Origin of the sequence: Curtobacterium sp. HSID17257 (genome assembly GCF_003989515.1) — a bacterium.
In the GTDB taxonomy this organism is placed as follows: Bacteria; Actinomycetota; Actinomycetes; order Actinomycetales; family Microbacteriaceae; genus Curtobacterium.
Map to the genome: position 1 here is coordinate 1 of NZ_RBLU01000016.1, position 24,373 is coordinate 24,373.

Annotated in this window: 22 protein-coding genes and 1 pseudogene; 21 read left to right on the forward strand and 2 right to left on the reverse strand. The window is 72.2% G+C overall.

All coding sequences use genetic code 11. The features are described 5' to 3' along the window. The 5 genes from D8M35_RS17245 to aroB all read left to right on the forward strand — a co-directional run. On the forward strand, nt 1-159 hold a 159-nt coding region (locus D8M35_RS17245), incomplete at its 5' end, for a glyoxalase/bleomycin resistance/extradiol dioxygenase family protein (protein WP_342342909.1). 132 nt (nt 160-291) lie between these two features. After that, nucleotides 292-1,323 (forward strand): endolytic transglycosylase MltG, encoded by a 1,032-nt coding sequence (gene mltG / locus D8M35_RS04580; RefSeq protein ID WP_238638094.1) that lies wholly within the window; start codon nt 292-294, stop codon nt 1,321-1,323. A 55-nt stretch (nt 1,324-1,378) separates the two neighbouring features. Next, nucleotides 1,379-2,629 (forward strand): chorismate synthase, encoded by a 1,251-nt coding sequence (gene aroC / locus D8M35_RS04585; RefSeq protein ID WP_126890785.1) that lies wholly within the window; start codon nt 1,379-1,381, stop codon nt 2,627-2,629. A gap of 68 nt (nt 2,630-2,697) precedes the next feature. Continuing rightward, nucleotides 2,698-3,249 (forward strand): shikimate kinase, encoded by a 552-nt coding sequence (locus tag D8M35_RS04590; protein WP_126890812.1) that lies wholly within the window; start codon nt 2,698-2,700, stop codon nt 3,247-3,249. A 65-nt stretch (nt 3,250-3,314) separates the two neighbouring features. Further along, nucleotides 3,315-4,343 (forward strand): 3-dehydroquinate synthase, encoded by a 1,029-nt coding sequence (gene aroB / locus D8M35_RS04595; RefSeq protein WP_238638096.1) that lies wholly within the window; start codon nt 3,315-3,317, stop codon nt 4,341-4,343. A gap of 175 nt (nt 4,344-4,518) precedes the next feature. Here aroB and D8M35_RS16540 read toward each other — a convergent pair whose 3' ends face one another. Continuing rightward, the gene (locus D8M35_RS16540) at nt 4,519-4,863 is read right to left on the reverse strand and encodes a hypothetical protein (protein ID WP_161972601.1); all 345 of its coding nucleotides are present in this window, start codon (nt 4,861-4,863) and stop codon (nt 4,519-4,521) included. A gap of 126 nt (nt 4,864-4,989) precedes the next feature. Here D8M35_RS16540 and D8M35_RS04600 point away from each other — a divergent pair, with 126 nt between their 5' ends. From D8M35_RS04600 to D8M35_RS04675, 16 genes and pseudogenes are all read left to right on the forward strand, one after another. Continuing rightward, nucleotides 4,990-6,678, forward strand: coding sequence for an AarF/ABC1/UbiB kinase family protein (locus D8M35_RS04600; protein ID WP_161972602.1), 1,689 nt, complete (start codon nt 4,990-4,992; stop codon nt 6,676-6,678). Nucleotides 6,679-6,834: 156 nt separating this feature from the next. After that, the gene (gene efp, locus D8M35_RS04605) at nt 6,835-7,398 is read left to right on the forward strand and encodes an elongation factor P (RefSeq protein WP_058729119.1); all 564 of its coding nucleotides are present in this window, start codon (nt 6,835-6,837) and stop codon (nt 7,396-7,398) included. Nucleotides 7,399-7,409: 11 nt separating this feature from the next. After that, nucleotides 7,410-7,808: pseudogene (gene nusB / locus D8M35_RS04610) on the forward strand (transcription antitermination factor NusB); the annotation flags it as partial. 177 nt (nt 7,809-7,985) lie between these two features. Continuing rightward, complete coding sequence (gene pyrR / locus D8M35_RS04615; protein ID WP_126890787.1) at nt 7,986-8,555, forward strand: bifunctional pyr operon transcriptional regulator/uracil phosphoribosyltransferase PyrR; 570 nt, start codon at nt 7,986-7,988, stop codon at nt 8,553-8,555. Continuing rightward, nucleotides 8,552-9,514, forward strand: coding sequence for an aspartate carbamoyltransferase catalytic subunit (locus tag D8M35_RS04620; protein ID WP_126890788.1), 963 nt, complete (start codon nt 8,552-8,554; stop codon nt 9,512-9,514). The genes pyrR and D8M35_RS04620 overlap by 4 nt, the downstream gene beginning before the upstream one ends. Beyond that, nucleotides 9,511-10,884 (forward strand): dihydroorotase, encoded by a 1,374-nt coding sequence (locus D8M35_RS04625; protein ID WP_126890789.1) that lies wholly within the window; start codon nt 9,511-9,513, stop codon nt 10,882-10,884. Before D8M35_RS04620 ends, D8M35_RS04625 begins: the two co-directional genes overlap by 4 nt. Before the next feature lie 16 nt (nt 10,885-10,900). After that, nucleotides 10,901-11,443 (forward strand): hypothetical protein, encoded by a 543-nt coding sequence (locus D8M35_RS04630; RefSeq protein ID WP_126890790.1) that lies wholly within the window; start codon nt 10,901-10,903, stop codon nt 11,441-11,443. Further along, complete coding sequence (gene carA / locus D8M35_RS04635; protein WP_126890791.1) at nt 11,443-12,672, forward strand: glutamine-hydrolyzing carbamoyl-phosphate synthase small subunit; 1,230 nt, start codon at nt 11,443-11,445, stop codon at nt 12,670-12,672. The genes D8M35_RS04630 and carA overlap by 1 nt, the downstream gene beginning before the upstream one ends. After that, the gene (gene carB, locus D8M35_RS04640; RefSeq protein WP_126890792.1) at nt 12,672-15,950 is read left to right on the forward strand and encodes a carbamoyl-phosphate synthase large subunit; all 3,279 of its coding nucleotides are present in this window, start codon (nt 12,672-12,674) and stop codon (nt 15,948-15,950) included. The genes carA and carB overlap by 1 nt, the downstream gene beginning before the upstream one ends. Then, nucleotides 15,947-16,831, forward strand: coding sequence for an orotidine-5'-phosphate decarboxylase (gene pyrF / locus D8M35_RS04645; protein ID WP_126890793.1), 885 nt, complete (start codon nt 15,947-15,949; stop codon nt 16,829-16,831). Before carB ends, pyrF begins: the two co-directional genes overlap by 4 nt. A 56-nt stretch (nt 16,832-16,887) precedes the next feature. Next, entirely contained in the window at nt 16,888-17,781 is an 894-nt protein-coding gene (gene gmk / locus D8M35_RS04650) for a guanylate kinase (protein WP_126890814.1), read from the forward strand. Between the two features lie 115 nt (nt 17,782-17,896). Then, nucleotides 17,897-18,160, forward strand: coding sequence for a DNA-directed RNA polymerase subunit omega (gene rpoZ / locus D8M35_RS04655; protein ID WP_022906709.1), 264 nt, complete (start codon nt 17,897-17,899; stop codon nt 18,158-18,160). Nucleotides 18,161-18,165: 5 nt separating this feature from the next. Continuing rightward, the gene (gene metK / locus D8M35_RS04660; protein ID WP_126890794.1) at nt 18,166-19,380 is read left to right on the forward strand and encodes a methionine adenosyltransferase; all 1,215 of its coding nucleotides are present in this window, start codon (nt 18,166-18,168) and stop codon (nt 19,378-19,380) included. A gap of 7 nt (nt 19,381-19,387) precedes the next feature. After that, complete coding sequence (locus tag D8M35_RS04665) at nt 19,388-21,370, forward strand: primosomal protein N' (protein ID WP_126890795.1); 1,983 nt, start codon at nt 19,388-19,390, stop codon at nt 21,368-21,370. 160 nt (nt 21,371-21,530) lie between these two features. Next, nucleotides 21,531-22,583 (forward strand): L-threonine 3-dehydrogenase, encoded by a 1,053-nt coding sequence (tdh, locus tag D8M35_RS04670; protein WP_126890796.1) that lies wholly within the window; start codon nt 21,531-21,533, stop codon nt 22,581-22,583. Further along, nucleotides 22,583-23,764 (forward strand): glycine C-acetyltransferase, encoded by a 1,182-nt coding sequence (locus tag D8M35_RS04675; protein ID WP_126890797.1) that lies wholly within the window; start codon nt 22,583-22,585, stop codon nt 23,762-23,764. Before tdh ends, D8M35_RS04675 begins: the two co-directional genes overlap by 1 nt. Nucleotides 23,765-23,855: 91 nt before the next feature. Here the strand turns inward: D8M35_RS04675 and D8M35_RS04680 are convergent, their stop codons facing one another. Further along, on the reverse strand, nt 23,856-24,311 hold the full coding sequence (locus tag D8M35_RS04680; RefSeq protein WP_174234689.1) for a DUF4383 domain-containing protein: 456 nt from the start codon (nt 24,309-24,311) through the stop codon (nt 23,856-23,858). Between the last annotated feature and the right edge of the window lie 62 nt (nt 24,312-24,373).

The window sequence follows — 24,373 nt, forward strand, 5'->3', positions numbered from 1 at the left end:
GACGTTGACGGCGCGTTCGCGGAGCTCGGCCTCACCGGCGAGGACGTCGTCCTCGGACCGACCACGATGCCGTGGGGCAACCGCTCCGCCCTGGTGCGCGACCCCGACGGCAACGTCGGCAACCTGTCCAGCAGGCCGGAGCCCGACCGGGCGGAGTGATAGCGGCACCGGCGCCGATCGCTGACGGGCCCGCCGGGTCCGGGAGGGCGGAGTGGCGGAGGCGGAGGAGCCTCCCGGCCGCCGCGCGAGCCGCGACCGAAGCGGCGTCGAGGGCCGCTGATCGCCGGCATCGTGATCGTCGCCCTCGTCCTGGTCGGTGGCGTCGGTGCGTACGCGTTCGCCGCGCCCAAGGTGCAGCAGCTGATCAGCGCCGTCGGCGGTTCCAGCGAGCCCGACGACTACACGGGCGACGGGACGAGCAAGGTCACCGTGACCATCAAGCAGGGCGACATCGGCGAGGACGTCGCGAAGACCCTGCAGCGCAGCGGGGTCGTGAAGAGCTCGAAGGTCTTCTACAAGCTGCTGCTGACCTCGCCGGACGTCTCGTTCCAGCCGGGGTCGTACGAGCTGAAGAAGGAGATGAGCTCGAAGGCCGCCCTCGCCGCGCTCAAGGACTCCGGCAACCGCGTCCAGGCCTCGATCGTGATCCCGGAGGGGACCGCGCTGCAGGACATCGAGGCGGGAATGGTCTCGAAGGCGGGGCTGTCCGAGGCCGAGGTGAGCGCAGCCGCGAAGGACGTGCAGGCCTACGGGCTCCCCGCGGGCGCGACGACGCTCGAGGGGTGGCTCTTCCCGGCGACGTACCCGATCAACCCCGGGTGGACCGCGAAGCAGTACTTCCAGTCGATGGTCGACACCATGAAGGAGCACCTGGCCGCCGCCGGGGTCGCCGAGGCCGACCAGGAGCGGGCGGTCGTCTTCGCCTCGCTCGTGCAGAAGGAGGCGGGCCTCGCCGCCGACTACCCGAAGGTCGCCCGGGTGTTCCAGAACCGGCTCGACATCGACATGCCGCTGCAGTCGGACGCGACCGTCGCCTACGGGACGGGCAACACGCACAAGGTGACCACGACCGACGCCGAACGCGCCGACGCCGGGAACCCGTACAACACCTACGTGCACAAGGGGCTGCCCCCGGCACCGATCTCGAACCCGGGCGACGTCGCGATCAAGGCCGTCACGAACATGGCCGACGGCAAGTGGCTCTACTTCGTGACGGTCGACCTGGACACGGGCGAGACCGTCTTCTCGGACACGTACGCGGAGCACCAGGTGGCCGTGAAGCAGTTCCAGGCCTGGCTCCGGGCGCACCCCGAGTACCAGTAGTGCCCGCAGGGTCCGGTCGCGTCGCACGACCGGACCCTGTGGGAGGATGGTCGACATGCTTCGTTGGTTGACCGCTGGTGAGTCCCACGGACCCGAACTCATCGCGATGCTCGAGGGCCTGCCCGCGGGCGTCCCGGTGTCGTTCGAGTCCATCCGCACCGACCTCGCGCGACGGAAGCTCGGCTTCGGACGCGGGTCGCGGATGAAGTTCGAGCAGGACGAGCTCCACGTCTCCGGTGGCGTGCGCCACGGCTCCTCGCTCGGCAGCCCCATCGCGATCCGCATCGGCAACACCGAGTGGCCCAAGTGGGTCGAGGTGATGAACCCCGAGCCCGTCGAGTCGACCGAGATGTCCCGCGGCCGCAGCGCCCCCCTGACCCGGCCGCGCCCCGGCCACGCCGACCTGGTCGGCATGCAGAAGTACGGCTTCGACGAGGCACGACCGATCCTCGAGCGTGCGTCCGCCCGCGAGACCGCGGCGCGGGTCGCACTCGGTGCGGTCGCCAAGTCCTTCCTGGCCGAGCTGGGCATCCGCTCGGTCGCCCACACCCTGCAGGTCGGCACCGTCCGCGTGCCCGACGGCACGCCGCTGCCCCTGCCCGACGACGTCGACCGCCTGGACGAGGACCAGCTCCGCTGCGCGGACCCGGAGACCTCCGCACGGATGGTCACCGAGGTCGAGGCGGCGAAGAAGGACGGGGACACCCTCGGTGGGGTCGTCGAGGTGCTGTTCTACGGTGTCCCGCCCGGGCTCGGCTCGCACGTGCACTGGGACCGTCGACTCGACGCCCGACTCGCCGCGGCGATCATGGGCATCCAGGCGATCAAGGGCGTCGAGGTCGGCGACGGGTTCGCCACCGCAGCACGCCGCGGGTCCGAGGCGCACGACGAGCTGTACCGCGAGGACGGCGAGATCGTCCGGACGAGCGACCGCGCCGGCGGGACCGAGGGCGGCATGTCCACCGGGACCGTCCTCCGCGTCCGTGCGGGCATGAAGCCGATCGCGACCGTCCCGCACGCCTTGCACACCATCGACGTCGCCACCGGCGAGGACGCCGCCGCCCACCACCAGCGCAGCGACGTCTGCGCGGTGCCGGCCTCCGGTGTCGTGGCCGAGGCGATGGTCGCGCTCGTGCTGGCCGATGCCGTGCTGGAGAAGTTCGGCGGCGACAGCCTGACCGAGACGAAGCGCAACCTCGACGCCTACCTCGCGGCACTGCCGGAGACCCTGCGTTCCCGCCGGACCGACGGCGCAGCGTCCCAGGCGGCCGGGTCGCACGCGGCCGAGTCCACGTCGGTCCGGTGACCGGCGCCGACGCGTCGACCACCGGGGCAGTCCCGGGAACCGACGTGCCGGTCGTCGTGATCGGACCGATGGGTGCCGGCAAGTCGAGCGTCGGCAAGCGCGTCGCCAAGGCGCTCGGTGTGCCGTTCACCGACACCGACCGGGTCATCGCACGAGCACACGGACCGATCCCGGGCATCTTCGCCGACCGTGGTGAACCGGCGTTCCGCGAGCTCGAGGCCGAGGCGGTCCGTGCGGCCGTCGCGACCGGCGGCGTCGTCTCGGTCGGCGGAGGCGCCGTGACGCACCCGGACACGCGGGCGGCCCTGCGAGGTTCGCGCATCGTGCTGCTCACGGTGTCACCCGAGGCCGTCGCGGCGCGGATCGCCGGGAGCGACCGACCGCTCCTGGCGCAGGGCGGGATCGATGCGTGGCAGACCATCGCCGACGAGCGGGCAGCGACCTACGCCGAGCTCGCGCACGCGACGTTCGACACCTCGCGACGCCCGATGTCGCACGTCGTCCGCGACGTCGTCGCGTGGGTGACCGAGCAGCAGACCGGCTCCGACGAGGGGCGCACCGGCTCCGACCAGGAGCACAGCGGCTCCGACCAGGAGCACACCACCGGAGGGACACCGTGACCGCGTCGAACCTGCCCGAGGGCACCACCGAGATCCGGGTCGGCGGCGAGGGCGGCTCCCTCGTCGTGGTCGGCAACGACCTGTTCGGCTCGGTCCCGTCGCTGCTCGGCCAGCGGGTGGCGAAGGTGCTCATCGTGCACGCGCCGACCCTCGGTGCCCGGGCGAACGAGCTCCGCACCGTCCTCGTCGACGCCGGGCTCGACGCCCTGATCGCCGAGGTCCCCGATGCCGAGGCTGCCAAGCGCATCGAGGTCGCCGCGTTCTGCTGGCAGGTCATGGGCCAGGCGGACTTCACCCGCACCGACGCCGTCATCGGCCTCGGCGGGGGAGCCGTCACCGACCTCGCCGGGTTCGTCGCGGCGACCTGGCTCCGGGGCGTGCCGTTCCTGGCGATGCCGACGAGCGTGCTCGGACTGGTCGACGCGAGCGTCGGCGGGAAGACCGGCATCAACACCAACGAGGGCAAGAACCTGGTCGGGGCCTTCCACCACCCGCGCGCGGTGGTCGCCGATCTCGACCTCGTCCGGACGCTGCCACGCAACGACGTGCTCACCGGGTTCGCCGAGATCGTCAAGGCGGGCTTCATCGCGGTGCCCGAGATCCTGGACGTGATCGAGGCCGACGTCGACCGCGTCACCGACCCGACGACGCCGGAGTTCCGCCGCGTCGTCGAGCTCGCGATCGCGCTCAAGGCCGAGGTCGTCTCCGAGGACTTCACCGAGCAGGGGCGCCGGGAGGTGCTGAACTACGGGCACACCCTCGGGCACGCGATCGAGCACGCCGAGCGCTACCAGTGGCGGCACGGCGCGGCGGTGTCGGTCGGCATGGTGTTCGCCGCCGAACTCGCGCGGCTGACGGGACACCTGGACGACGCGACCGTCGACCGGCACCGGTCGATCCTCGAGTCGCTGGAGCTGCCGACGAGCTACGGACTCGGACGGTGGGAGGGCCTGCTCGCCACCATGCGTCGTGACAAGAAGGCGCGTGCGGGCATGCTCCGGTTCATCATCCTCGACGGGGTCGGCAAGCCCGTCACCCTCGAGGGCCCGGAGGACCACCTGCTCTTCACCGCCTACCAGGAGGTCGGCGTCTAGCCGGTCCGTATGCCACGGTCAGCGGAGCTTGCGGCACGTTCGACGCCACCACCACTTCACGCGGAGCGAGACGGTGAGGACATCGGTACGCTTCCACTCCCGGAACTCGTCGACCGTTGCTCCGTTCACCCACGCGTAGTACTGCTCCCGCCCGTCGACGTCGAGATCCGGTGCGTCAGGGAGTGGTCTCCGGAGCGGCATCTGATCCGGTCCTTCCGTCGGTGGTCGTCATGGTGTCATCGGGCTGAGCTTCGGCCGCGACGATGCGACGCAGCGCCTGCGTGGCCAGCCGCCGGTCCGGTTCGGACCACCACGCTACGTCTTCGAGCGCCACGAGCACACGTTTCGAGATGTCGTACTCCGGGCTGTCCCGTCGCCGAGCGAGCGCCCAGACCAAGCGCGACCAGGCATGGTCACGGTCCGCGGTGCGTCGTGCCTGGAAGGCGCCGAACCAGCTGACGACCGCAGCGGCGATCGACGCCGTCGCAGCGATCGCCGCGGTCATGCGTGCAGTGTCCATGTGACGAGGGTCGTGCAGTGGACCCGACCGTACGTGGGTGGTGCGCCGACCTGTGGACGGTGCGTCGCGCCTCCCGGCTGTGCAGGAGCGGGGCAGGCCCGCAGGGCCGGGGAGCAGACTGGTCCGGTGCCCACCCCGCCCCGCCTGAGCGACCTCGGCCAGCAGGACGTCGCCGTCGGCAGCCTGCGTTCCCGTGCCCGACGCTTCGCCGAGCTGCTGTCGATCGCCCGCCGCCACGAGCTCCTGCCCTTCCGACGGCTCGACTTCACGCGTGAGCCGGAGACGTCGGACCTGCGGCGACGGCAGGCCGAGCACCTGCGTCGCGCCCTCGAGGAGGCGGGCGGTGGGTTCGTGAAGATGGGACAGCTGCTGTCGACCCGCGACGACCTGCTGCCCGACGAGTGGACCGAGGGCCTCGCACACCTGCAGCGGAGCGTCCGTCCCGCCGACGCCGCAGAGGTCGCGGCGCTCCTCGAGGAGGAGCTGGGCGCATCCGTCGACGAGGTGTTCGCGTCCTTCGACGCCGAACCGGTCGCCGCGGCCTCGATCGCGCAGGTGCACCGCGCGACCCTGCTCGACGGAACGGTCGTCGCCGTCAAGGTCCAGCGCCCCGGCATCGACACCGCGGTCCGTCGCGACGTCGACATCGCGCTGCGGGTGGTCCGGTTCCTCGCGCGCACGAGCACCGAGGCCCGCCAGGTCGGGGTCGCCGACGTCGCACAGCAGTACGCCGACGACCTGGTGCGGCAGGTGGACTTCACCTCGGAGATGCGGAACCTGACCGCGCTGCGTGCCGCGCAGGCCAGGAGCGCCCGGCCGGACGCGGTCGCCTACCCGGAGCCGTACCGGGACCTCTCCGGCCGTCGGGTGATGGTGATGGAGTTCCTCGACGGCGAGACGCTCAGCGCGTTGCGTGCCGCGGGGAGCGGCCAGGACCTCGACACGCCGATGCGCGCCGTGCTCGACGCCTTCCTCCGGCAGATCGTCTTCGACGGGATCTACCACGCCGACCTGCACCCGGGGAACGTCGTGCTGCTGCCGGACGGGCGTCCGGCCCTCATCGACTTCGGGTCCGTCGGCCGACTCGACCCGGGCCTGCGGAGCACCGTGCAGGACCTGCTCGCCGGCTACATCCAGGACGACACGGAGCGGATCGCCGACGCGGTGATGCGGATGGCACCGGTACGCGACGCCGAGGACGAACCCGACTTCCGCCGGGACATCGCGGCGTTCGTCGCGGACGAGCTCGGCCCAGGTGCCCGGATCGGCGTCGAGACCGTCGACGACGCCGTCGCCGTGTTCGGGCGCTACCGGCTCAAGCCACCACCGGACTTCGTCGCCGCCGCCCGAGCGCTCGCGATCTTCGAGGGGACCCTCCGCAGCCTCGCGCCGTCGTTCGACCTGCTCGAGGAGTCGCGCGATCTCGCGCGGCAGCAGATCCGCGACCAGCTGCGGCCGCGGGCCGTGCGCGACCTCGCCGTCCGCGAGCTCTTCGGGGTGGTGTCGGCCGCACGGAAGCTGCCCCGACGGGTCGACCGCATCACCGAGGCGCTCGAGACGGGCAGGCTCGCGGTGAACATCCGGCTGTTCTCGGACCGCCGCGACCGTGAGGTGGTCTCCGGCCTGGTGCGGCGCGTGCTGCTCGTGCTGCTCGGCGCCGGTGCCGGCGTGCTGGCGATCGTGTACCTCGCGTCGCCGGCGAGGCCGACGGCGGTGCTCTCCACCGGGGAGGCCGGGGGGATCCTGGGCGGTACCGCCGTGGTGCTGCTGGTCTGGGCGGCGATCGACGCGTGGCGGGCGCGGCGGAGGCGGTGAGCCGCGACCGAGCGGCGGTCGCCCACGGCGGCGACCACCGGCCCGGCGGTCCTCGTCCGCTACACTCGTCGGGGCGTCGGCGCGGGCACTCTCCGTCGTCGCCGGGACCGGACGAACGTCCGGGAGACCTTCACAACACCATCGAACGGAAGACCCATGGCGAGTACCACTGACATCAAGAACGGCGCCGTTCTCATCATCGACGGGCAGCTCTGGTCGGTCGTCGAGTTCCAGCACGTCAAGCCGGGCAAGGGCGGCGCCTTCGTCCGCACCAAGCTCAAGAACGTCGTCTCGGGCAAGGTCGTCGACCGCACGTTCAACGCCGGCGCGAAGATCGACACCGCGACCGTGGACCGCCGCGACTACCAGTACCTGTACCAGGACGGCGAGTCGTACGTCTTCATGGACACCGACACCTACGACCAGGTCCCCGTGTCGGAGACCGTCGTCGGCGACGCCAAGAACTACCTGCTCGAGTCCGCCATGGTCACCATCGCGATGAACGAGGGCAACCCGCTCTACATCGAGCTCCCGACGTCGATCGTCACCGAGGTCGAGACCGAGCCGGGCCTGCAGGGCGACCGTTCCTCGGGCGGCACGAAGGACGCGACCATCATCGCGACCGGCCACCGCATCCAGGTCCCGCTCTACCTGGAGAACGGCACCACCGTGAAGATCGACACGCGCGACGGCAGCTTCCTCGGCCGCGTCAACAACTAGGCGCTCGCTCCATGAGTGCTCGTTCGAAGGCCCGCAAGCGCGCCCTCGACATGCTGTACGTCGCCGAGGTGCGTGAGCTCCCGATCGCGGACGTCCTGGCCACCGAGACGGTGCGGCACCTCGACCAGCCCGAGCGGGCGTCGAGCTGGGACTACGCCCGTCAGATCGTCACCGGCGTCGACGACGACCGCTCGGCGATCGACAAGGTGATCGTCGAGCACGCGCAGGGCTGGTCCATCGCCCGCATGCCCGTGCTCGACCGCTGCATCCTGCGGATGGGTGTCTGGGAACTCCGGTACAACCCGGAGGTCCCGGACGCGGTCGCCATCGCCGAGGCCGTCGAGCTCGCGCAGTCGCTCTCGACGGACGACTCGGCCGGCTTCGTGAACGGCGTGCTCGGCGCCGTCGCCGGCGGCCGTGCACCGTCCGGTCGCACTGCCGAGCAGGGCTCCGCACCGTCCGGTCGGACTGCCGAGCAGGGCGCCGCGCCGTCCGGTCGGACTGTCGCGGGGGACGAGGAGTCCGAGTAGGGTTGTCCACGTCAGCGTCCTTTAAGTCCGTCCGGTGAGGCGGGGAAGGAGGTCGGCGTGGGCACCAGAACGGTCCTGCAACACCCCGACATCACGCGTGCTCTGACACGCATCGCGCACGAGATCCTCGAGGCCAACCACGGCGCCTCGGAGCTCGTGCTCCTGGGCATCCCGACACGGGGTGCCGTCCTGGCCGAGCGGCTCGACCGCATCCTGGCCGACATCGAGCCCGAGTGGACGCCGGGTCCCACCCGCACCGGCACGCTCGACGTCACCATGCACCGGGACGACCTCGGTCACGGCATCGGCCGCGCCCCGCACCGGACGACGATCCCGGCCGGCGGCATCGACGGCAAGGTCGTCGTGCTCGTGGACGACGTGCTGTTCTCCGGCCGCACGGTCCGCGCCGCGCTCGACGCCCTGCAGGGGATCGGACGACCGCGCGCGGTCCGCCTCGCGGTGCTCGTCGACCGGGGGCACCGGGAACTGCCGATCCGCGCGGACCACGTCGGCAAGAACCTGCCGACCGCGTCCGACGAGCGGGTCACGCTGCGGCTGACCGAGACCGACGGCACCGACGAGGTCGTCATCGAACAGCCGGACGCGCGGCAGGAGGCCGCCTCGTGAAGCACCTCCTCTCCACCGCCGACCTGTCCCGCGAGCAGGCCGTCCGCATCCTCGACATCGCCGAGGAGATGGCCGAGGTCAACACGCGCGAGGTCCGGAAGCTCCCGGCCCTCCGCGGCAAGACCGTCGTGAACCTGTTCTTCGAGGACTCCACCCGCACGCGCATCTCCTTCGAGGCCGCCGCCAAGCGCCTGTCCGCCGACGTCATCAACTTCGCGGCGAAGGGCTCCAGCGTCTCGAAGGGCGAGTCGCTGAAGGACACCGTGCAGACCCTCGGCGCGATGGGCATCGACGGCATCGTCATGCGGCACCAGGCGTCGGGCGCCCCGCGGGTCCTCGCCGAGGCCGACTGGATCGACGTCCCGGTCGTCAACGCCGGCGACGGGACGCACGAGCACCCGACGCAGGCCCTGCTCGACGCCTTCACGATGCGCCGTCGTCTCCACGGCACCGCGAGCCGCGGGCAGGGGCTCGACGGCGTCCGCGTGACGATCGTCGGCGACGTCCTGCACAGCAGGGTCGCCCGGAGCAACGCCTGGCTGCTCCGCACGCTCGGCGCGGAGGTCACGTTCGCCGCGCCGCCGACCCTGCTGCCCGCGGTCGACCGGCCGTTCGGTGCCGCCGTGCACCACGACCTCGACGCCGCCCTCGCCGAGGACCCGGACGTCGTGATGCTGCTCCGGATCCAGCAGGAGCGGATGAACGACGCCTTCTTCCCGAACCCCCGCGAGTACACCCGCCACTTCGGCCTCACCGCCGCCCGGGCGGCCAGCCTGTCCGAGCGCACGCTGATCATGCACCCGGGGCCGATGAACCGCGGCCTCGAGATCGCCGGCGTGGCCGCCGACGACCCGCGCTCGACGGTCGTCGAGCAGGTCGCCAACGGCGTGTCCGTCCGCATGGCCGTCCTGTACCTCGCCCTCACCGGCGAGCACGAAGCGAAGGAGCACGTCGCATGACCGCCCACCTGATCCGCGGCGCGCAGCTGGTCGACGGCTCGCGTGCCGACATCCGCCTGGAGGGACGACGCATCACCGCGGTCGGGTCCGGTCTCGACGCGGCCGGTGCCTCGGTCGTGGACGCGGACGGCCTGATCGCCCTGCCCGGTCTCGTGGACCTCCACACGCACCTGCGCGAGCCCGGCTCCGAGGAGTCCGAGACCGTCCTCACCGGATCCCGTGCCGCGGCGGCCGGCGGCTTCACCGCCGTCAACGCGATGGCGAACTCCTCGCCGGTCGCGGACACCGCGGGCGTGGTCGAGCAGGTCCAGGCGCTCGGGGACGACGCCGGCTACGTCACGGTCCGCCCGATCGGCGCCGTGTCGCAGGGGCTGCAGGGCACGCACCTGTCCGAGATCGGTGCGATGGCGACGAGCCGGGCGAAGGTCCGCGTCTTCTCGGACGACGGCTCGTGCGTCGCCGACCCGCTGCTCATGCGTCGGGCGCTCGAGTACATCAAGGGCTTCGGCGGCGTCCTCGCGCAGCACGCGCAGGAGCCGCGGCTGACCATCGGCGCGCAGATGAACGAGGGCCGGCTGTCGTCGGAGCTCGGGCTCGCCGGCTGGCCGGCCGTGGCCGAGGAGGCGATCATCGCCCGCGACGTGCTGCTCGCCGACCACGTGGGCGCACGCCTGCACGTCTGCCACGTGTCGACCGCCGGCAGCGTCGAGGTGATCCGCTGGGCGAAATCCCGCGGGATCGAGGTCACCGCCGAGGTCACGCCGCACCACCTCGTGCTCACCGAGGACCTCATCGCCGGGGTCGACGGCGCACCCGGGTACGACGCCCGGTACAAGGTGAACCCGCCGCTGCGCTCCCGCGAGGACGTCGACGCCCTGCGCGCCGCACTGGCCGACCGCACGATCGACATCGTCGCGACCGACCACGCCCCGCACACCGCGGAGGCGAAGTGTTGCGAGTGGCCGGCCGCAGCGAACGGCATGGTCGGGCTCGAGTCGGCGCTGAGCGTCGTGCACGCCGCAGTGGTCGAGGACGGCCGGCTCGGCTGGGCGGACGTCGCGCGGGTGCTGTCCGAGGCACCCGCCCGCATCGGCCAGGTCGAGGGGCACGGTCAGCGCATCGCCGAGGGTGCCCCCGCCGAGCTGACGCTGTACGACCCCGCGGCGGTGCGGGAGTTCTCGGTCGACGACCTGCACGGCCAGTCGCAGAACTCGCCGTACCTCGGCATGCGGCTGCCCGGCCGGGTCGTCGCGACCTTCCACCACGGGTACCCGACGCTGCTCGACGGCGTGCTCGTCGACGCCGAGACGGTCGCCGCGGCCGCACTCGCGACGCCGTCGGCGCGGTCGACGAAGGCGGCGTCCGCGTGAGCCCGGCGGTGACACGGTGAGCGGCGACGCGCTGCGCTGGCTGACCGGAGCGGTGATCCTGCTCCTGGTGGCCGCGCTGTTCGTCGCCATGGCGCGCACCTGGCGGACCCGGACCCGCGCGCAGACCGCAGCGGTGCCTCCCGTCCCGGTGCCGACCGGGCTCGGACCGGCGGCCGGGTCCTGGGACGGCTTCACCGTTGCGACGACCCGCGCCGACCAGCCCCTCGAACGCATCACGGCGGGCGGGCTCGGGTTCCGGGGCCGCGGAGGGGTGACCGTGCACGACACCGGGGTGGTCCTGCACCACGCCGGCACCGCCGACCGGTGGATCGCCGCGACCGACGTCCGTGGCGCCGACCGGGCGACCTCGGCCATCGACCGGGTGGTCGAACCCGGGGGACTGGTCCGTCTGCGATGGACGGCGACCGGCGCCGCAGGAGCGACGGACCTCGACACCTACTTCCGGTTCCCGGAGGGCGACGCAGCAGCACTCGCCGCCCTGCAGGGACTGACGACGACGCACGAACACCCGCACACCGCGGGCGAAGGGACGAACTGATGACACGCGAACGGGCCGTACTGGTCCTCGAGGACGGCACCCGCTACGACGGACGGGCCTACGGCTCCCGAGGCCGATCCCTGGGAGAGGTCGTCTTCGCCACCGGTATGACCGGCTACCAGGAGACGCTGACCGACCCGTCCTACGCCGGGCAGATCGTGGTGCAGACCGCGCCGCACATCGGCAACACCGGCGTCAACGACGAGGACCCCGAGTCCCGTCGCATCTGGGTCGCCGGCTACGTGGTCCGTGACCCCAGCCGCGTCGTGTCGAACCACCGCGCGAACGCGACCCTCGACGACCACCTGGTGCGCGACGGCATCGTCGGCATCTCCGGCATCGACACGCGCGCGCTCACCCGCCGGATCCGCGACGCGGGCGCCATGAAGGGCGGCGTCTTCAGCGGGGCGGACGCGGACCTGTCCGCGGACGAACAGCTGCGCGCCGTGCGCGAGCAGGCCGCCATGGCCGGCGCGAGCTTCTCGTCGATCGTGTCCACGCCGGAGACGTACGTGGTCCCTGCCGTCGGCGAGCAGATCGGCCGGCTCGCCGTGCTCGACCTCGGCGTCAAGGCGTCCACCACCCGGTACCTCGCCGAGCGCGGGTTCGAGGTGCACGTCGTGCCGCAGGACATCACGGCGGACGCGCTGCAGGAGCTCGACCCCGACGCGCTCTTCTACTCGAACGGCCCCGGTGACCCGGCCGCGAGCGACGCGCAGGTCGAACTGCTCCAGGAGTCCCTGAAGACCGGCCGCCCGTTCTTCGGCATCTGCTTCGGCAACCAGCTCCTCGGCCGCGCGCTCGGCTTCGGCACGTACAAGCTGCCCTTCGGCCACCGCGGCATCAACCAGCCGGTGCTCGACACCGCCACGGGGAAGGTCGAGATCACGAGCCAGAACCACGGCTTCGCGGTCGACGCGCCCCTGGGCGAGGTGCTCGAGTCGCCGGCCGGGTTCGGCCGGGTCGAGGTCTCGCACTACTCCCTGAACGACCAGGTCGTCGAGGGCCTCCGCGCGCTCGACGTGCCCGCGTTCAGCGTGCAGTACCACCCCGAGGCGGCGGCCGGTCCGCACGACTCCATGTACCTGTTCGACCGGTTCGCGGACCTGGTCCGTGCGCGACGCGAGGGGAAGCCGCTCGACGCGGCGACCGCCACCGCCACGACCCCCGCAGCCGACCCGACGACCGACGCCGGCGCGTCGGCCGCGCAGAACGAAAGCAGCAACTGATGCCGAAGCGCGCAGACATCAACTCCGTCCTCGTCATCGGCTCGGGCCCGATCGTCATCGGTCAGGCCGCCGAGTTCGACTACTCCGGCACCCAGGCGTGCCGTGTCCTCCGCGCCGAGGGCGTCCGCGTCATCCTCGTCAACCCGAACCCGGCGACGATCATGACCGACCCCGACTTCGCCGACGCGACCTACATCGAGCCGATCACGAGCGCCTCGCTCGAGGAGATCATCAGGATCGAGCGCCCGGACGCCGTGCTCCCGACCCTCGGTGGCCAGACGGCGCTCAACGCGGCGATCAAGCTCGACGCCGAGGGCATCCTCGACAAGTACGGCGTCGAGCTCATCGGTGCCAAGGTCGACGCCATCCAGCGCGGCGAGGACCGCCAGCTCTTCAAGGAGCTCGTGCTCGAGTCCGGTGCCGACGTGGCCCGCAGCCACATCGCCCACACCCTGGACGAGGCGAAGGAGTTCGCGCAGGACCTCGGCTACCCGCTCGTCGTCCGACCGTCCTTCACGATGGGTGGTCTCGGCTCCGGCTTCGCGTACAACGAGGAGGAGCTCGTCCGCTTCGTGGGCGACGGCCTGCAGTCGAGCCCGACCACCGAGGTGCTCCTCGAGGAGTCGATCCTCGGTTGGAAGGAGTACGAGCTCGAGCTCATGCGGGACAACTTCGACAACACGGTCGTGATCTGCTCGATCGAGAACGTCGACCCCGTCGGCGTGCACACGGGCGACTCGATCACCGTCGCCCCGGCGCTGACGCTGACCGACCGCGAGTACCAGAACATGCGGAACATCGGCATCGACATCATCCGTCGCGTCGGTGTCGACACCGGCGGCTGCAACATCCAGTTCGCCGTCGACCCGTCGAACGGGCGCCTGATCGTCATCGAGATGAACCCGCGTGTCTCCCGCTCGTCCGCGCTCGCGTCGAAGGCGACCGGCTTCCCGATCGCGAAGATCGCCGCGAAGCTCGCCATCGGGTACCGCCTCGACGAGATCGAGAACGACATCACCCGGGTCACGCCGGCGAGCTTCGAGCCGACGCTCGACTACGTCGTCGTGAAGACCCCGCGGTTCGCGTTCGAGAAGTTCCCGGCGGCCGACGCCACGCTCACCACCACCATGAAGAGCGTCGGCGAGGCGATGGCCATCGGCCGGAACTACGCCACCGCGCTGCAGAAGTCCCTGCGGAGCCTCGAGAAGCGCGGTTCGAGCTTCCACTGGGACACCCCGGCGGCCGAGCTCGACAAGGACGCCCTGCTGTCAAAGGCCCAGGTGCCGACCGACGGCCGCATCGTGACCGTGCAGCAGGCCCTCGTCGCCGGTGCCACCGCGGACGAGGTCTTCGAGGCCACGAAGATCGACCCGTGGTTCATCGACCAGATCGTCCTCATCAACGAGGTCGCGGCCGAGGTCCGTGCTGCGGAGGCGCTCGACGCGGACACCCTGCGCTGGGCGAAGGAGCACGGCTTCAGCGACGCCCAGATCGCCGCGCTGCGAGGGATCTCCGAGCAGGAGGCGCGCGACGCCCGCCACGAGCAGGGCATCCGCCCGGTCTTCAAGACGGTGGACACCTGCGCCGGCGAGTTCCCGGCCCTCACGCCGTACCACTACTCGTCGTACGACGCCGAGACCGAGGTCGCCGCGAGCGACCGCAAGAAGGTCGTCATCCTCGGCTCCGGCCCGAACCGCATCGGGCAGGGCGTCGAGTTCGACTACTCGTGCGTGCACGCCTCGTTCGCGCTGTCGGACGCCGGCTACGAGACGATCATGATCAACTGCAACCCGGAGACGGTCTCCACCGACTACGACACCTCGGACCGGCTGTACTTCGAGCCGCTCACCACCGAGGACGTCCTCGAGGTCATCGAGGCCGAGGCGGCGTCCGGCGAGCTCGTCGGCGTCGTCGTGCAGCTCGGTGGTCAGACCGCCCTCGGGCTCGCGAAGCCGCTCGAGGCGGCCGGCATCCCGATCCTCGGCACGACCCCGAGCGCGATCGACTCCGCCGAGGAGCGCGGCCAGTTCGCCGCGATCCTCGAGCAGGCCGGCCTGCTCGCACCGCGGAACGGCACCGCCCACGACCTCGCCAGCGCGACCGCGGTGGCCGAGGAGATCGGGTACCCGGTCCTCGTCCGCCCGTCCTTCGTGCTCGGCGGACGCGGCATGGAGATCGTCTACGACCCGGCCGCCCTCGCGGACTACTTCGACCGCATGGCCGACCAGGCGATCATCGGTCCGGACCTGCCGCTGCTGGTCGACCGGTTCCTCGACGACGCGGTGGAGATCGACGTCGACGCGCTCTTCGACGGCGAGCGGCTGTACGTCGGCGGCATCATGGAGCACATCGAGGAGGCCGGCATCCACTCCGGCGACTCGGCCTGCACCCTGCCGCCGGTCGGCCTCGGCAAGGCGGAGATCCGCGGCGTGGTCGAGGCGACGGAGAAGATCGCCCGCGGCATCGGCGTACAGGGCCTGCTCAACGTGCAGTTCGCGATCGGCGCGGGCGTGCTCTACGTCCTCGAGGCGAACCCGCGCGCCAGCCGCACGGTCCCGTTCGTGTCCAAGGCGCTCGGCATCCCGCTCGCCAAGGCGGCCAGCCGGGTGATGACCGGCACGTCGATCGACGCGCTCGTCGCCGAGGGCATGCTGCCGGAGCGCGACGGTTCCTCGGTCCCGCCGCAGGCACCCGTCGCCGTGAAGGAGGCCGTGCTGCCCTTCCGTCGCTTCCGCACCCACGACGGCCAGGTCGTCGACTCGGTGCTCAGCCCCGAGATGCGGTCGACCGGCGAGGTCATGGGCATCGACCGCGACTTCCCGCGGGCGTTCCTGAAGTCGCAGGACGCCGCGTACGGCGGTCTGCCGACGAGCGGCACGGTCTTCGTGAGCGTCGCGGACACGGACAAGCGCCAGGTCGTCCTGCCCGTGCACCGCCTGCAGCAGCTCGGGTTCACGATCACCGCGACCGAGGGGACCGCCGAGGTCCTGCGCCGCAACGGCATCGAGGTCACCCTGGTGGGCAAGTACAGCGAGGGCGGCGAGAGCGTCGTCGACCTGCTGGCTCGCGACGCGGTCGACATCGTCATCAACACGCCCTCCGGCGCCGCGGGTCGTGCGGACGGCTACGAGATCCGTGCGGCCACGGTCGCCGCGGACAAGCCGCTCTTCACGACGATCGCGCAGCTCGGCGCGGCGGTCGCGGCGATCGAGACGATCGGCACCCCGCTCAGCGCCCGCAGCCTGCAGGACTACGCGCTCGAGCGCGCGACCTGGTGAGCGACGGACGGACGGGAGGCGCGGCCTCCTTCGGTGTCCGGCTCGCCGCCGCCGTGGGGCAGCGTTCCCCACTGTGCGTCGGCATCGACCCCCACGCCGCCACCCTGGCGGCGTGGGGGCTCGGCCGCGACGAGCAGGGCCTCACCGCCTTCGGCGCGACCCTGGTCGACGCGGCCGCCGGCCGCGCGGCGATCGTGAAGCCGCAGATCGCCTTCTTCGAGGCGGCCGGGGTATACGGGTACCGCGCGCTCGACGCGACCCTCCGTCGCGCGCGCGATGCGGGCCTCCTGGTCGTCGCCGACGTGAAGCGGGGCGACATCGGGTCGACCGGTGACGACTACGCGCTCGCGTGGCTCGACCGTGACGGCCCGTTCCGGGCCGACGCGATGACGGTGTCGCCGTACCTCGGGTACGGCTCGCTCGCCGGCACCGTCGAGGTGGCGCGGCGGAACGACGCGGGCGTGTTCGTGCTCGCCGCGACGAGCAACCCGGAGGCGCGCGTGCTGCAGACCGCCGTGCTCGCCGAGGGGCCGCGTGCCGGACGATCCGTCGCTGCCGGTATCGTCCTTGATGTGGCAGACGACAACCGGACCGGCGGCGAGCAGCCGCTCGGGGACGTCGGGCTCGTGCTCGGCGCCACCCTCGACCTCGACGACTTCGGCATCGACGCGGAGACCATCGGCAACGCGCCGGTGCTCGCCCCGGGCTTCGGCGCCCAGGGTGCGCGGATCGAGGACCTGCGCGCCCGGTACGGTGCGCGCGCCGAGCAGGTCCTGGTGAACGAGTCCCGCGGGCTGCTGGCGGACGGCCCGGACGGTGTCGCGGCCCTCGTGCAGGACCGCGTCGACCGCGTCCACGCTGCACTGGGGGCAGCCGCGTGACGGATCAGACGCCCGCCGACCAGGCGCCCGCCGACCAGACGTCCGACCGCAGCGACCTGCCCGCGCACCGCAACCCGCCGGAGGTCGACCGGGTCGCGGCTGCCCGCGCCGCCGTCGCCGCACGGCGCGCCCGTGCAGCGGTCAAGGCGCAGGTCGCGTCGGGGGAGCGCAGCGCCCTCGAGGTCGCCCGTGCCGCCTGGTCCGACGAGGACCTGCCCGCCGAGAAGTCCCTGCGCGTGCGGGACCTGCTCACGAGCATGTCCGGCATCGGCCCGGCGCGTGCCGAGGCCGTGATGGGGGAGCTCCGCATCGCGCCGTCCAAGCGGCTCGGTGGTCTCGGTACCCGCCAGCGCACCGCCCTGGCGGACTGGCTCGCCGCGCGCGGCCGGAAGCGCGGCGCGTCGAAGCTCGTCGTGCTCGCCGGACCGACCGCGGTCGGCAAGGGCACCGTGAGCGCGCACATCCGCGAGCACTTCCCCGACGTGAACCTCAGCGTCTCGGCGACGACCCGGAAGCCCCGTCCGGGCGAGGTCGACGGCGTGCACTACTACTTCGTCGACGACGCCGAGTTCGACCGGATGATCCGCGACCGCGAGCTGCTCGAGTGGGCGGTCGTGCACAACTCCTACCGGTACGGCACGCCGCGTCCGCCGATCGACCGCGCGCTCGACGCCGGCGACAAGGTGATGCTCGAGATCGACCTGCAGGGCGCCCGGCAGGTGCGGGACGCCATGCCCGAGGCCGTGCTCGTGTTCCTGCTGCCGCCGACGTGGGAGGAACTGGTCCGCCGGCTCATCGGTCGCGGCACCGAGTCCGCCGAGGAACAGACGCGCCGCCTCGAGACCGCGAAGGTCGAGCTGGCCGCGCAGGACGAGTTCGACGTGCGGATCGTGAACTCGGATGTCGGCACCGCGGCACGCGAGGTCGTAGACTTGTTCTCTGCGCCCTGACACGGCGCACCCGCGCGCGCCTCCTCGGCGTCGCGCCCGCGCAGCCCGACCACGGTCTGGCGGTCCGATCCGGTCGGACCCGCGCCCCACGCACCCGCAGCCGACAGGAGACACCATGGCCAACCCCCAGGGCATCATCGACCCGCCCATCGACGACCTGCTCGCCAAGGTGGAGTCGAAGTACGCGCTCGTCATCTTCGCCTCGAAGCGCGCGCGTCAGATCAACGACTACTACGCCGACCTGCACGAGGGGTCGCTCTTCGACAACGTCGGCCCGCTCGTCGACTCGACGATCGACGACAAGCCGCTGTCCGTCGCTCTGCACGAGATCAACGAGGACAAGCTGACCGTCACCAAGCAGCAGCAGCCCACCGACTGACCCCGGTGAGCGGCACCAACCTGCGCCTCTTCACGTCCGAGTCGGTGACGGAGGGGCACCCCGACAAGATCTGCGACCAGATCTCGGACACGATCCTCGACGCGCTGCTCGCGGTCGACCCGCACGCGCGGGTCGCAGTCGAGACGATGGTCACCACCGGGCTCGTGCACGTCGCGGGCGAGGTCACGACCTCCGGCTACGTCGAGATCCCGAAGCTCGTCCGCGACGTCATCACGGGCATCGGCTACAACTCGTCCGAGGTGTCCTTCGACGGCCGCACCTGCGGTGTCGAGGTGTCGATCGGCGCGCAGTCACCGGACATCGCCCAGGGCGTGGACGAGTCGCTCGACAGCCGGTCCGGCGCCGGCGTCGACGAGCTCGACCGCCAGGGTGCGGGTGACCAGGGCATCATGTTCGGCTTCGCCACGAACGAGACGCCCGAGTACATGCCCGTCGCGATCTGGCTCGCGCACCGCCTGGCAGAGCGTCTGGCCGAGGTCCGCAAGACCGGTGTGCTCGACTTCCTCCGTCCGGACGGCAAGACGCAGGTCACGGTCGGCTACGACGGCGTCGTGCCGAAGACCGTCGAGACGGTCGTGCTCTCCACGCAGCACTCGCCCGCGGTCACGCTCGACGAGCTCACGGCGCAGATCACCGAGCACGTGATCCGTCCGGTGCTCGACCTGGTCGACCTCGACTCGTCGCACGTCGACGTCATCGTGAACCCGACCGGCCGGTTCGAGATCGGCGGCCCGCAGGGCGACGCCGGGCTCACCGGGCGCAAGGTGATCGTCGACACGTACGGCGGAGCCTCCCGGCACGGCGGTGGCGCGTTCAGCGGCAAGGACCCGTCGAAGGTCGACCGCTCGGCCGCGTACGCGCTGCGCTGGGTCGCGAAGAACGCCGTCGCGGCGGGGCTCGCGGACCGGCTCGAGGTCCAGGTGGCCTACGCCATCGGCCGTGCGAAGCCCGTCGGCCTGTACGTCGAGTCGTTCGGCACCGGACACGTCGACGACGCCACGATCGAGGCGGCGATCACCGAGGTGTTCGACCTGCGTCCGGCCGCGATCATCCGCGACCTCGACCTGCTCAAGCCCCGGTACGCGCAGACCGCGGCGTACGGCCACTTCGGCCGCGAGCTGCCCGGCTTCACCTGGGAGCAGCTCGACCGCGTCGAGGAGCTCCGCGCCGCAGCAGGGCTCGTCACCGCCGCCGTCTAGGCACCGTGTGACCTCCGTCGCGCGCGTCGTCCTCGACTCGCCGCTCCCGCAGTTGGACCGTCTGTTCGACTACCGGGTGCCGGCCGAGCTCGAGGACGACTGCGTGCCGGGGGTCCGCGTCAAGGTGCCGCTGCGCACCGGCGCCCGGATGTCCGACGCGTACGTCGTCGAGGTCGTCTCCGAGGGAGACTGGCCGGGCGAGCTCAGTCCCGTCGAGCAGGTCGTGTCACCGGTGCCCGTGCTGGCGCCGGAGATCTGGACGCTCGCGCGCGCCGTCGCCGACCGTGCCGCCGGCGTCGCGTCAGACGTGCTCCGGCTCGCCGTGCCGACGCGGCAGGTCCGTGCCGAGAAGGCCTGGCTGGCTCGCGACACCTCGTGGTCGCCCCCGGCGGTCGAGCCGGCACCCGTCACCGGCTACGGCGAGGGCGTCCTGGAGGCACTGCTCGCCGACCACGGACGGGCTGCGGTCGACGCCGTCCCCCACCCCGTCGACCTCGGGACCGCCGACGACCCGGTGTGGGTGCCCGGATGGGCCGCGACGCTCGCGCAGGCCGCATCCCAGGTCGTCGCACGCGAGCAGTCCGCCGTGCTCGCGGTGCCGGACTTCCGCGACGTCACGGACCTCGAACGTGCGCTCCTCGCCGTGCTCCCGCCCGAGCGCGTCGTCCGCTTCGACGCCAAGCAGACGAACGGGCAGCGGGCGAAGGCACTGCTGCAGGCGCGGACCCACGCGGTGGTCGCGATCGGCAACCGGACGGCGGCGTACGCACCCGCCACCGACCTCGGACTCGTGGCGATGTGGGACGACGGGGACGCGTCCTTCGTCGAGCCCCGTGCCCCGTACGTGCTCACGCGTGACGTCGCCCTCGTCCGGACCGCCCAGTCCGGCGCTGCGCTCCTGTTCCTCGCGCACGCCCGGTCGACCGACGTGCAGCGGCTCGTCGAGCTGCACTGGCTCCAGGAGGTCGCCCCGTACCGGGTGCCGACGCCGAAGGTGATCCCGACCGCGCAGCAGGCGAGCGCCGAGGGCTTCGCGGCCCAGGCGCGCATCCCGAGCACGGCGTGGCGTGCCGCGCGCGAGGCCAGCCAGCACGGCCCGGTCCTCGTGCAGGTCGCGAACCCGGGCTTCGGCACCGGGCTGGTCTGCGCCGACTGCGGGGAGCGCGCGCACTGCCGGGTGTGCGGCGGACCACTCGGCAGCCCGCACCGGAACGCGACCCCGCAGTGCCGGTTCTGCGGTGCCCTCGCCGTCGGGTTCCGGTGCCCGACGTGCGGCGGGGGGAAGCTCAAGCCCGTCGGGCAGGGGGCGCAACGGACCGCCGACGAGCTCGGTCGGGCGTTCCCCGGCACGCGGATCGTGGTCGCGGACGGCTCCCGTCCGCTCGATGAGGTCCCGGCCCGCCCCGCGGTGGTCGTCGCCACCCGTGGCGCGGAGCCCAGCGTGCCGGGCGGGTACGCGTGCGTGCTGCTGCTCGACGGCGAACGGCTCCTGGCGCGTGAGGGGCTCCGGGTGCAGGAGGACGTGCTCCGCTTCTGGACGAACGCCGCCGCCAAGGGTGCACCGGGGGCCGAGGTGTACCTCGTCGGCATCGGCGGGAAGCTCGCCACCGCGATGGCGCTCTGGCGGCTCGACGGTCCGGCGCACGACGAACTCGTCGATCGACGCGCCCTGCACTTCCCGCCGGCGGTCCGCGTGGCGACGCTCACCGGCACGGACGAGGCGGTGACCGCGGCGGTCGAGGCCCTCGGCGACGCGGTGGTCGGGGCGGTCCTCGGCCCGGTACCGGTGCCGGAGGACCCGGTGCCCGGAACGGTCCGTGCGATCGTGCGGTTCCCGTACGCGCACGGGGGAGAGGTCGCGGCGACGCTCAAGGCCGAGGTGATCCGCCGCTCGTCGACCCGGCGGGTGCTGCCGGGCGGCAACCGCCGACGTGCGGCGCCCACCCTGCGCGTGCGGCTCGACGACGCCGAGCCGTTCACCGAGGTCTGACCCCGCCACGGCGGTCGCCGCGACCACGGACACAGGTGGGCGACGCGCCGGACGGGCACCGGGCCTCCCGTCCGTCCGGACGGTGTGCCAGGCTGGTCGCGGCGGCCACGAGCCGCCGACGACCACACCACACGCACGACGGAGTGACGAGGTGACGCCGATGCGGGCGCTCTGGAAGCCGGACGCCGGTCCGGGACTGATCATGACCGACCGGCCGGTGCCGGTCCCGACCGAGGACGAGGTCCTCGTCCGCGTGCTGCGGACCGGGATCTGCGGGACCGACCTGCACATCGAGCGGTGGGACGACTGGGCCGCGGAGGCCGTGACCGCACCGCTCGTTCCCGGCCACGAGTTCTCCGGCGAGGTCGTCGAGGTCGGTGCGGCCGTGCGGGACGTCGCGGTCGGCGACCTCGTGTCCGGCGAGGGCCACGTCGTCTGCGGCACCTGCCGGAACTGTCGCGCCGGACGTCGGCAGATGTGCATCCGCACGAAGGGGCTCGGCGTGCAGCGTGACGGCGCGTTCGCGGAGTACCTGACGCTGCCCGGCACGAACGTCTGGGTCCACCACGGCCCCGTCGAACCCGAGGTGGGCGCACTCTTCGACCCGCTCGGCAACGCCGTGCACACCGCGCTCGCGTTCCCCCTGGTCGGCGAGGACGTGCTGGTCACCGGTTGCGGGCCGATCGGCCTCATGGCGATCGCCGTGGCCCGTCACGCCGGGGCGCGCTTCGTCGTCGGGACCGACGTCAGCCCGGAGCGGCTGCGCATGGCGGAGGGGATGGGCGCCGACCTCGGGGTGGACGTGCGCGACGACGGGGCAGCCGCCGTCCGCGCCGTGCAGGAGCGGCTCGGCATGCGAGAGGGCTTCGACGTCGGCTTCGAGATGTCCGGGGCGCCGACCGCACTGCCCGCGATGGTCGAGAACATGAACCACGGCGGTCGCATCGCGATGCTCGGGCTGCCGAGCGGCCCGATCGCGGTGGACTGGGGCAAGGTCGTCACGCACATGCTCACGGTGAAGGGCATCTACGGCCGTGAGATGTTCGAGACGTGGCAGGCGATGAGCTCGATGCTGGCCACGAGTGCGGTCCTGAGAGCGCGCATCGGCTCGATCGTGTCGGCGTGCCACCCGGCGCGCGACTGGGAGGCGGCGTTCGCCGCGGCGGCGGACGCGGACGGCGGCAAGGTCGTCATCGACTGGACGGAGACCTGATGTACGGCGCGATCAAGGACCACCTGGCGACGGAGCTCGCCGGTGTCGAGGCAGCGGGGCTGACGAAGCGCGAGCGTGGCATCGCCGGCCCCCAGCGGGCCGCGATCGAGGCGGACGGCACCGACCTGCTCAACTTCTGCGCGAACAACTACCTCGGGCTCGCGGACTCGACGGACCTCGTCGACGCGGCGAAGGACGCCCTCGACCGCTGGGGCTACGGCATGGCGAGCGTGCGGTTCATCTGCGGCACGCAGGACCTGCACCTCGACCTCGAACGTCGGGTGGCGGGCTTCCTCGGCACCGAGGCCGCGATCCTGTACTCGTCGTGCTTCGACGCGAACGGCGGGCTGTTCGAGGTGCTGCTCGGTCCGGAGGACGCGATCATCTCCGACGAGCTCAACCACGCGTCGATCATCGACGGCATCCGTCTCTCGAAGGCGCAGCGGTTCCGGTACCGCAACCGCGACACCGCCGACCTGGAGGCGCAGCTCGCCGCCGCCTCGTCGGCACGCTTCCGTGCGGTGGTCACCGACGGCGTCTTCTCGATGGACGGCTCGATCGCGCCGCTCGCCGAGATCTGCGACCTCGCCGAGCGGTACGACGCACTCGTCATCGTCGACGACTCGCACTCGGTCGGGTTCGTCGGTGAGCACGGCCGGGGGACCCCCGAACTGTGCGGGGTGGCGGACCGGGTCGACGTGTACACCGGCACGTTCGGCAAGGCGCTCGGCGGGGCGTCCGGCGGGTACGTGGCCGCTCGCCGGGAGGTCGTCGACCTGCTGCGGCAGCGCTCACGCCCGTACCTGTTCTCGAACTCGCTCGCGCCGGTGATCGCGGCGGGCACCCTCGCGGCACTGGACCTGGTCGAACGCTCGGACGACGCCCGCGCCCGGCTCGCAGCCAACGCCAGGACGTTCCGGACGCTCATGTCCGACGCGGGCTTCGAGCTCCTGCCGGGGGAGCACCCGATCGTGCCCGTGATGTTCCACGACGCCGCGCGCACCGCGCGCATCGCCGACGAGATGCAGGCACGGGGCGTCTACGTGACGGCCTTCAGCTACCCGGTGGTGCCGCAGGGGAGAGCCCGGATCCGGGTGCAGCTCTCCGCAGCGCACACCGAGGAGCAGGTGCGCCGGTGCGTCGACGCCTTCGTCGGGGCCCGCGCCGCCGTCGACGGCTGACGCCTCCCGGAACGCAACGTCGGCGGCTGCTCGCAGGGGCGTACCACTGCGAGGAGCCGCCGACGTGGCGTGTTGCGGGTCCGGCCCTGGTTCAGGCGCCGACCGGGCGGCGGCGCTCCCGCGGGAAGACGACGCCGAGCGCCACCATGCCGATCGCCAGCACCAGGTGCAGCCAGTTGTCCGCCCAGTTCAGCGGGACGAAGTTCGCGCCGGACATCGTGCCCGCCGTGAACAGGCCGTACACCCACAGCACGAAGTAGACGACGCCGCCGATGACGAGGTACATCCGCGATCCCGTCGCACGGTTCGCCGCGAGCAACCCGACGACACCGAACAGCAGGTGCACGATGTTGTGCAGGACCGACACCTGGAAGATCCCGAGCAGCATCGCCATCGAGTGGTGACCGGCACCGCCGAGGTCGCCGGAGGTCAGCCCCGGCACGAACCCGGCGATCCCGACGAGCAGGAACACGATGCCGACGACGAGCGCGACCTTCTGGATCGACGAGCCGGCGTAGCGGTTGGTGGAGGTGGTGACGTCACTCATGGTCCGGACGTTACCCAGCCGGCTCGCAGTCCGTTCCCGGTCGCCCGCGTCCCGCGCGCGTC